A 7599-nucleotide genomic window follows, 5' to 3' on the forward strand; every position below is an offset into this window, starting at 1 on the left:
CTGCCGCCTACACCGGGCATCTGGCGCTGACCCTGGACGAATGGCAGTACCAGCGCGGCACCGGGCCGTGCCTGGAGGCCGCCGCCGCGCAGGCGACCGTCTCGGTGCCCGACCTCGCCGACGAACCGCGCTGGCCGGATTGGGCGAAGCACGCCGTGGCGGCCGGGGCCCGCAACTCCCTGTCGGTCGGGCTGCCGATCGTGGAGCAGATCGACGGCGCGCTCAATCTCTACGGCGTCACGGACGCGGCCTTCGACGACGACGCGGTGGTGCTGGCCCAGACCTTCGCCGGCTACGCGGCGGTCGCCCTGGCCAACGCCAACCTGTACGGCGTCACGGCCCGGCTGGCCCGCCAACTCCAGACGGCGATGGCCAGCCGGGCCGTGATCGAGCAGGCCAAGGGCATCGTCATGGGCCGCCGCCGGTGCACCGCTGACGAGGCGTTCGCGATCCTCACCAAGATCTCCCAGGATTCCAACCGCAAGCTGCGCGACGTCGCCACCACCCTGGTCACCAAGGCCGGACGTGGCGACGAATGGTGATCCGCGACAATGGGTGCCGGACGGACAGCCGTGCGACGAGAAGGCGGAGCTGACATGGCATTCGATTGCACCGTGGAGCGCCAGGGTGACACCGTCGTGGTCACCCCCGAGGGTGACATCGACCTGGAGACCGCGACCTACCTGCGCGAGGTGCTGCGGCAGGTGGTGGCGGACAAGCAGGACGGCCGCATCGAGGTCGACATGCACGCCGTGACGTTCCTGGACTCCTCCGGCATCGGCATGCTGGTCGCCGCCCGCCGGGCCGCCGAGCTCAAGGGCATCACCCTGCGCCTGCGCGAGCCCGGCCCGATGGTCCGGATGGTGCTCGAGGTGGCGAACCTGGACGGTCTGCTCATCGGCGCCTGAGCGGGACAGCGGCGTGTAACCCGGCGAAGGCCGGGTACACCGGCGTTCCCCGTGCAGAGCGAGGAGATGCAGTAGTGACCCGATCGCAGCCCCCGGCTCAGGCCCGGCCCCCGGGCCGCGGCACCCTGGCCGACCTTCTGATCGACCTGGCGGGCACCGCCGACGACGACTCCACCGTCGGTGGCCGGCTGAGCTCGATCGTCCAGCTCACGGCCGACATGGTGGACGCGGTGGCCTTCGCCTCGGTGACCCGGCAGGGCGAGAGCGGCTACAGCACGGTGGCGGTGAGCAGCGAGCTCGCCCTGGCCGTCGACGAGGCCCAGTACGCCGACAAGGCGGGGCCCTGCCTCGACGCCCTGGACGGCGGCTCCCCCACCAGCGTGCCGCGGATCGACGCGACGATGATCTGGCCCACGTTCCGGGACGCGGCGTACAAGCTGGGGCTGCGCTCGTCGCTGTCCATCCCGCTGTTCGCCGGGCGTGGATTGCCGGTGGCGGCGCTCAACCTCTACGGTCACGACCCGGCCGCCATGGCCCCGCTGAGCGCGGCGGTCCTGGCCGCGTACAACGACGCGCCGGAGGGACGCCCGCCCGGCCCGGCCGAGGATCTCTGCCCCGGAGCGCAGGACCTGATCGCCGGGCTCGTCGGCGCCTTCGCCGTCCGGGCCACGATCCAGCAGGCGATCGGCATGATCATCTCCGACCGGCAGACCAACGCGGACCTGGCGTACGCGCTGCTGCGGTCGCGGGCCGCCGAGTCGACGGGTTCCCTGATCGAGGCGGCCACGACAGTCGTCGCCGACGGCCGGTGAACGTGGCACTCTGGCCACCGTGGACACCATCGGCGCCGGCCCCGCTGACCTGATCTTCACCGGCGGTCCCGTCTTCACCGCCGATCCCCGGCAAGGCTCAGCCCAGGCCCTGGCCGTACGCGGCGGCCGGATCCTCGCCGTCGGCGGCGCCGAGGTCACCGAGCTCGCCGGGCCGCGCACCGAGGTGGTCGACCTGCGCGGGCGGATGCTGCTGCCCGGTTTCCAGGACGCCCACGTGCACGCGGTGATGGGCGGCGTGGAGCTGGGCCAGTGCGACCTGACCGGCACGACGGAGCTCACCGACTATCTCGCCCGGATCGACGCGTACGCGCGGGCCCACCCGGACGATCCCTGGATCGTCGGCGGCGGCTGGTCGATGGAGAGCTTTCCCGGCGGTGTGCCCGGCCGGGAGCTGCTGGACGCGGTGGCCGGCGACCGGCCGGTGTACCTCACCAACCGTGACCACCACGGGGCCTGGGTGAACAGCAAGGCGCTCGCCCTGGCCGGGATCACCGCCGCCACCCCGGACCCGGTCGACGGCCGGATCGACCGCGAGCCCGGCGGCGCTCCGAGCGGCGGCCTCCAGGAGGGCGCGATGTCGCTGGTCGCGGCGGTCGTACCGGCGGTGACCCCGGCGCAACGGCTCGCCGGTCTGCTCCGGGCCCAGCGGCTGCTGCACGAGCTGGGCATCACCGCCTGGCAGGACGCGATGCTGTGCGCCACCAACGGCTATCCCGACATCTCCGACGCCTACCGCACCGCGGCCACCGACGGTTCGCTGATCTCCACCGTCGTCGGCGCGCTCTGGTGGGACCGCGAGCGGGACGCCGGCCAGCTCCCCGAGCTCGTGGCGAAGCGGGCGGAGCTCAGCGTCGGGCGGCTGCGCTGCGGCTCGGTGAAGTTCATGCTCGACGGGGTCGCCGAGAACTTCACCGCGGCGATGACGGCTCCCTACCGCGACGGGCATGGCGTCGCGACGGCGAACCGTGGCCTGTCGTTCATCGATCCGGTCGCGTTGCGCGACTACGTGACCGCGGTGGACGCGCTGGACTTTCAACCCCACTTCCACGCGCTCGGCGACCGGGCCGTCCGCGAGGCCCTGGACGCGATCGCCGCCGCTCGGGCCGCCAACGGGCCGCGGGACACCCGGCCGCACCTGGCCCATCTGCAGGTGGTGCATCCGCAGGACGTGCCGCGCTTCCGTTCGCTGGGGGCGACCGCGACCATCCAGGCGCTGTGGGCGACCCACGAGCCGCAGATGGACGAGCTGACGCTGCCGTTCCTGGACCCGGAGCTGGCCGGGCGGCAGTACCCGTTCGGCGACCTGCACCGCGCCGGCGCGACCCTGGCCGCGGGCAGTGACTGGCCGGTCAGCAGCCCCGATCCGTTGCGCGGCATCCATGTGGCGGTCAACCGGGCACTGCCGGGCAGCGGGGCCGAGGCGTTCCTGCCCGGGCAGCGGCTCGAGCTGGCGACGGCGCTGCGGGCGTACACGTCGGGGTCGGCCTTTGTTAATCACCGGGACGACACCGGCACGCTGCGGGCCGGCAATCAGGCCGACCTGGTGGTGCTGGACCGCGATGTCTTCGCGGGCCCGCCGCAGGCGATCGCGGAGGCCCGGGTGGCGCTGACCTACATCCGGGGCGCACGCGTGCACGCCGCCCCGGATGCGTGAGAAACCTCAGCGCTCGCTCGGCACCGGCTCGGCCTCGGCGTGCTCGGCGTCCTCCGGCTGAACCTCGACGGTGTCCTCCACCGGCTGGCGCTGCGCCGGGACGGCCACCTCGGCGCTGGAGCCGTGCCGGCCGGCCGACTCGTCCGGCACCGGCAGCTCGCCGATGACCTGCGGCTGGTCGACCCACAGCGCCCGCAGCTGGCCCTGCATGAAGGTCATGAGGCGGCCGCGGTACTCCCGGTCGAACTGCTCGAGCGCCTCGATCTGCTCCTGCAACGCCTCCCGCTTGACGCCGAGGCTGCCGACCACGTCGTCGTAGCGCTGCTTGGCCTGCAGGTTGAGCTGCTCGGCGTTGGCCTTGGCCTCCGCCGCGATGCCATCGGCCCGCGCCTGCGCTTCGAGCACGATCTGCTCGGCGTTGCGGCGGGCCTCCTCGGCGGCCGCGCGGGCGTCCTGGCCGATCTGCTCGGCACCGGCGCGGGCGTCGTAGAGCACCTTGTCGGCCTCGCGGCGCACGTTGTGCGCGTGGATCTGGGCGTCGCGGGCGATGTTCTCCGCCGCGGCCAGCGCCTCCGTACGGATCTTGTCGGCCTCCTGGTGGGCCTTGGCGACGTAGTCCTCGGCGGTGCGCTGGGCCATGGTCAGCACCTGGAGGGCCTGGCTCGGCAGTCCCGGCACGGGCGTGGGCGAGACCAGCGCGTGCTCGGAGGTCGCGCCGTCGGGCGACGTCCCGAGCATGACCTTGACGCGATCCTTCATCCGGTTGTCAGTCACAGGAGACCTCCGTACGTGCGGCTTCACCGCGGCGGCTTCGGTCGACGGAGCCCCTGCCCGGAGGCGGGAGCGGACACGGTCGACGCGGCTGTCGGCCCCGGCGTACCGGCCGGAACGCTGGCCATGATCGGCGGCATGTTACCAACTTGAACAGGCGGAACGCGAGAAGCCGTTCAGCGGGAGCCGTCGGCCGTTCGGACCGGTCCGGACAGAGAAACGCCTGCTCGTACGGGGTGCGCGAGGCCGTCGCCGAACGGCCCGAGCAATCACGCCAGGGCGATTCAGCCGTTATTAGACGTTTTACACCATTAATGCTGTTTAGCATGGTCCTCACCTGCCGGCAAGCGTGAGGATGCCATGAGAAGTCGCCGCTCGTTGACCGTCTTTCTGACGGTCGGAACTGTCCTGCTGGCCACCGCGGCGACCGCTGACGCCTCCTCCGACCGGCCCGTCGCCATCTGGGAGATGAACGAGCATTCCGGCGCCCGCACCATGACCGACAGCAGCGGCCGCGGGCTGCACGGCCGGATCGGCAACGAGGTACGGATCGACACCCGCGTCAACGGCGCCACCGGCTACCGCTTCGACCGGCTGGAGCCCGACTCCCCGCCGGCCCGCCCCGGCCACCTGGTGACCGTGCGCGACTCAGACTCCCTCGACCCCGGCACCCGCGACTTCGCCGTGACGGTCCGGCTCCGGACGACCCACAAGTTCGGCAACATCATCCAGAAGGGCCAGGCGACGGTCTCCGGCGGCAACTTCAAACTCCAGATTCCCAGCGGCATCGTCGAGTGCCTGTTCCGCGGCTCGTCCCGCTCCCTGGCGGTGTCGTCACCGCGCCGCCTCAACGACGGCCGCTGGCACACCGTGCGCTGCGCCCGTACGGGCGACGGGGTGACGCTGGTCGTGGACGGCGCGACGGTGGCGCGCACCGCGGGCTGGACCGGCCGGATCGCCAACTCGTGGCCGGTGAGCATCGGCGGCAAGACCGACTGCGACCAGATCGACGTGGGCTGCGACTACTACGCCGGCGATCTGGACTATGTAGAGATCGACGCACGCTGATGCGGGTATTGCGCCGTACCGCCGTCGTGGCTTGTGTCCTGGCCGGAGTGGCCGCACCGGCGTCCGCCGCACCCGGCCGCCCGGCCGACGGCTTCGAGCAGCCCGTCGTCCCCGCCGGCAGCTACGTCACGCGCACCGCGGGCGAGACGTTCGGCCGGTGGACGGTCACCCGCGGCAGCATCGACCAGATCGGCCGCGGCTACTGGCAGGCCGCCGACAGCCGCCAGTCGATCGACCTGAACGGACGGTCCGCGGGCACGATCCGCACGACGGCGGCCACCCAGCCGTCGGTCCGCTACCGGCTCAGTTACTTCCTGGCCGGCAACCCGGCCGGCGGCCCGGCGGTCAAGACCGGCCAGGTCCTGATCAACGGTACGGTCCGGCAGACGTTCACCTTCGACACCACGGGCCGGACGTTCGCGGCGATGGGCTACGTCCGCAGGAGTTTCGTCTTCGTCGGCACCGGCGGCCCGGTCACCATCGACTTCGCCAGCACCTCGGGCCCGACGGCGTACGGCCCGGTCATCGACAAGACCTCGGCCGTACGCTGCCTGACCCTCGCCTGCGCCTGAGGCGGGCAGCCGATCGAGGGATGTCCGGGCCGCCGGGCCGGGAGTAGAACGGAGAGCGGACCGGATCCACCGCCGACGGATCTCCCAAGACACCTCCGCGGCGGTGCCGGCCGCGCCTGTGCAACGCGACCTCCCGCTCCGGGTCCGTAGGAGCTTCCGTGCGTCCGCAGCGAACTCCCCTTGCTCTGTCCGCCCTCGCCCTGCTCGTCGCCGGAGTCACCGTTCCCGCGACGCCGGCGCAGGCGACCTTTACCGCCGACAACGGCCGGATCGCCTTCCGCCGGTTCCTCGACGAGGACCGCACCTGGGGTGCGGTCTTCACGATTCGGCCCGACGGTTCCGGGGAACGTCAGGTGACCCGGCCGCCGCAGGGCTATGTCGACCGCAATCCCGATGTCTCCCCGGACGGCCGGTGGATCGCCTTCCAGCGCGAGGCCGTCGACTGCGGCCCCGGCTGCAACACGTCGGAGATCTTCACCGTCCGGGCCGACGGCACCCGCCTGACCCAGCTCACCCGCAACGCTCCCGGCCTGGGTTGCGGCAACGACGGCTTCTGCAACGGCTCCCCCGCCTGGTCGCCCAGCGGCCGCCGGATCGCCTTCAGCCGCGAATCCGGCCCGGTGGTCGACAACTACGTGGAGAACGTCGGCATCCACGTCATGAACGCCGACGGCTCGCACGTGCGCCAGGTGACCCAGCGGGCCCGTCCGTCGAACGGCGAGGACACCGACCCGCAGTGGTCCCCGGACGGCCGCACCATGGTCTTCGAGCGCACCAACGTACGTGCCGCGCTGCCGGCCGGAGGCATTGCACTGTGGACGGTCCAGCTCGCCTCCGGCCGGGAACGCCGGATCACCCCGTTCCCGCTGCGCGGCGGTGACTCCCCGGACTGGTCACCCGACGGGCGGCGCATCCTCTTCCACTCCAACGAGAACGGCGCGCCGGAGGTCTCCGCCAACCTCTACACGGTCCGCCCCGACGGAAGTCACCTGCGTCAGCTCACCTTCGAGGTCGGCGGGGCGGTCAACTACCTGGGCTCCTCGTACTCCCCGGACGGCCGGAAGATCACCGTCGGGCGGCGGCCGGAGACCGGCGGGACCAACGCCGACATCCTGGTCATGGACGCCGACGCCACGCACGTCCGCAACATCACCCGGACCGAGCTCTACGACAGTTACCCGGACTGGGGGCCGGCGGTGCGCTGATCGCCGACGAACACGCTGAACGGCACGTCCGAGCTGTCGTGCCGGCTCCAACCGACCGGCATCGTCCGGATCGGGGAGCCGGTGGTGTGGGCCGGGTACGTCGACACGACCACCCGGCCCGCTCTGTTCACCACCGTCGCCGGCCGGCCGCACGCCCGCAGCACCGGCAGCAGGATCCGCTCGGCCCGCGCCACGTACACGTCCGAGCCCACCACCGCCGCCAGCGACCCGTCCGGGCGGTGCACCGGGACGGTGAACGTCAGTGTGTACGCGTCCGTGCAGAGGTAGTCGACGTACGGCCCGGTGACGTGCCGGCGGCCGGAGCGCTGCGGCACCGTCCACCATTCCAGCACCGTGTAGTCGCGGAAGCCGTCGTGGGCCGGATCGGACACCACCCGCAGCGGCGTGATGCGTCCGTGCGGGCCCCGGGTCCACCAGGCCAGGTGCCAGGGCGCGTCGGCGATCAGGGCCGGTTCGGCGACCAGGCCGGAGCCGGCCACGAGCTCGTCCGCGCGGCGCAGCTCCCGCACCGCGAGCGGCCGCTCGGCGTGCAGCTGCGCCAGCCGTGGCCGCTGGTGCGCGGACAAC

The 7599-nt window shown here is 72.4% G+C and carries 9 protein-coding genes; 7 read left to right on the forward strand and 2 right to left on the reverse strand.

Annotation, left to right across the window (positions count from 1 at the left end; all coding sequences use genetic code 11):
- From AB0C29_RS24180 to AB0C29_RS24195, 4 genes are all read left to right on the forward strand, one after another.
- On the forward strand, positions 1 to 542 hold a 542-nt coding region (locus AB0C29_RS24180), incomplete at its 5' end, for a GAF and ANTAR domain-containing protein (protein ID WP_360824075.1).
- Between the two features lie 54 nt (positions 543 to 596).
- A complete protein-coding gene (locus AB0C29_RS24185; RefSeq protein WP_360544481.1) occupies positions 597 to 908 on the forward strand; it encodes an STAS domain-containing protein in 312 nt (103 codons plus the stop codon).
- A 74-nt stretch (positions 909 to 982) separates the two neighbouring features.
- A complete protein-coding gene (locus tag AB0C29_RS24190) occupies positions 983 to 1720 on the forward strand; it encodes an ANTAR domain-containing protein (RefSeq protein WP_360824078.1) in 738 nt (245 codons plus the stop codon).
- A gap of 19 nt (positions 1721 to 1739) precedes the next feature.
- A complete protein-coding gene (locus AB0C29_RS24195) occupies positions 1740 to 3395 on the forward strand; it encodes an amidohydrolase (protein WP_360824081.1) in 1656 nt (551 codons plus the stop codon).
- A gap of 6 nt (positions 3396 to 3401) precedes the next feature.
- Here the strand turns inward: AB0C29_RS24195 and AB0C29_RS24200 are convergent, their stop codons facing one another.
- Entirely contained in the window at positions 3402 to 4169 is a 768-nt protein-coding gene (locus AB0C29_RS24200; RefSeq protein WP_360824084.1) for a hypothetical protein, read from the reverse strand.
- 357 nt (positions 4170 to 4526) lie between these two features.
- On the opposite strand from AB0C29_RS24200, the gene AB0C29_RS24205 reads away from it, so the two are divergent.
- The 3 genes from AB0C29_RS24205 (at position 4527) to AB0C29_RS24215 (ending at position 7011) form a co-directional block, all read left to right on the forward strand.
- Positions 4527 to 5234, forward strand: coding sequence for a laminin G domain-containing protein (locus AB0C29_RS24205; RefSeq protein ID WP_360824087.1), 708 nt, complete (start codon positions 4527 to 4529; stop codon positions 5232 to 5234).
- Entirely contained in the window at positions 5234 to 5806 is a 573-nt protein-coding gene (locus AB0C29_RS24210) for a choice-of-anchor C family protein (protein ID WP_360824090.1), read from the forward strand. The genes AB0C29_RS24205 and AB0C29_RS24210 overlap by 1 nt, the downstream gene beginning before the upstream one ends.
- 158 nt (positions 5807 to 5964) lie before the next feature.
- A complete protein-coding gene (locus AB0C29_RS24215; RefSeq protein ID WP_360824093.1) occupies positions 5965 to 7011 on the forward strand; it encodes a hypothetical protein in 1047 nt (348 codons plus the stop codon).
- Here the strand turns inward: AB0C29_RS24215 and AB0C29_RS24220 are convergent.
- Positions 6981 to 7599: cache domain-containing protein (locus tag AB0C29_RS24220; RefSeq protein ID WP_360824096.1), on the reverse strand; the 619-nt coding region annotated here is incomplete at its 5' end. The two genes, AB0C29_RS24215 and AB0C29_RS24220, sit on opposite strands and share 31 nt — an antisense overlap.

This window comes from Actinoplanes sp. NPDC048791 (assembly GCF_040650095.1).
GTDB lineage: Bacteria > Actinomycetota > Actinomycetes > Mycobacteriales > Micromonosporaceae > Actinoplanes.

Bases quoted from the DNA above. Each gene is read 5' to 3' on its own strand.
- AB0C29_RS24185 (WP_360544481.1), top strand. From the start codon at position 597: ATGGCATTCGATTGCACCGTGGAGCGCCAGGGTGACACCGTCGTGGTC.
- AB0C29_RS24205 (WP_360824087.1), top strand. From the start codon at position 4,527: ATGAGAAGTCGCCGCTCGTTGACCGTCTTTCTGACGGTCGGAACTGTC.
- AB0C29_RS24210 (WP_360824090.1), top strand. From the start codon at position 5,234: ATGCGGGTATTGCGCCGTACCGCCGTCGTGGCTTGTGTCCTGGCCGGA.